This is a genomic window from Gemmatimonadota bacterium, from assembly GCA_039715185.1.
GTDB lineage: Bacteria > Gemmatimonadota > Gemmatimonadetes > Longimicrobiales > RSA9 > DATHRK01.
The window spans coordinates 1-1,021 of sequence record JBDLIA010000250.1; the positions used below are offsets into that span (position 1 = coordinate 1).

Here is a 1,021-nt window from a genome sequence, read left to right on the forward strand (position 1 = left end):
GAGCAACGCGTATTCCGCGATGTCCTGCCCGCTTTCGTCGCGCCACAGACGTACCACCAACCCCGTTCCCATCGTCGGGCCCTCCATAACTATCGCCGCAGGGGAGAGGGGCCTGACGATAAGGACGAGCGATAACCGGCGCGCGTCACATCCCCGATCCGCGGAGACGTGTGGCGCCGTGGCGACGACGAGCGTAAGTCCGTTTCGAAGTTGGACTTCGGGCCGGCAGTGCGGGGACATCGACTACGTTAGCACGGTCGTTTCCCGGCTGCGGAGCGGCACGGCCCGTCGTACCTTGCCGATGGGTCCCGGCCCGCAACCGGAGGTGCCTTTCATGCTCGAGACCGGCTTCGAAGATCGCAGGGACGCGGGGCGGCAGCTAGCCGAGCGCCTGGCGCGCCACGGCGAGTTGACCGACCCGGTGGTGCTCGCATTGCCGCGCGGCGGAGTCCCGGTGGGCTACGAGGTCGCCCGCGCGCTGGACGCCCCGCTGGCGCCGTTTCTGGTGCGCAAGCTCGGCGTTCCCAACTACGAGGAGCTGGCCATGGGGGCCATAGCCGCGGGCGGGATCCGCGTGCTGGACGACGACCTGATCGAGCGGATCGGCGTCCCGTCGGAGGCCGTCGACCGCGTCGTCCTCAGGGAAACGCAGGAGTTGGAGCGGCGGCAGGCGGAGTACGACGGGAAATACGCCCCGCCGACGATGCGGGGGCGAACGGCGATCCTGGTCGACGACGGCATCGCGACGGGCGCCTCCATCCGCGCGGCCATCGAGGCGCTGCGTGTCGACCAGCCGGCGGCAATCGTGGTGGCGGTGCCGGTCGCCGCGACTGATACCGCGGAGGCGCTACGCCGGACCGTAGAGGCGGTGGTGTGCGTCGTGGAGACGCCCTACCTGGACGCGGTAGGCGCCTGGTACCGAGACTTCCGCCAGACCACCGACGCGGAGGTCTTGGCGCTTCTGGCGGAGGCCCGGGAGTCCTCCTCCCAGAAGAGCGGCGCGCCGTGAGCGGAGAGCGGC

The 1,021-nt window shown here is 70.3% G+C and carries 1 protein-coding gene; it reads left to right on the plus strand.

The window, feature by feature from the left end:
* The first annotated feature begins 334 nt into the window (after positions 1-334).
* Positions 335-1,009, plus strand: a complete 675-nt coding sequence (locus ABFS34_17040) for a phosphoribosyltransferase family protein (GenBank protein MEN8377132.1) — start codon at positions 335-337, stop codon at positions 1,007-1,009.
* Positions 1,010-1,021: the final 12 nt, after the last annotated feature.

Excerpts from the sequence above, each read along its gene's own strand:
- ABFS34_17040 (MEN8377132.1), top strand. The coding sequence starts at position 335 with ATGCTCGAGACCGGCTTCGAAGATCGCAGGGACGCGGGGCGGCAGCTA.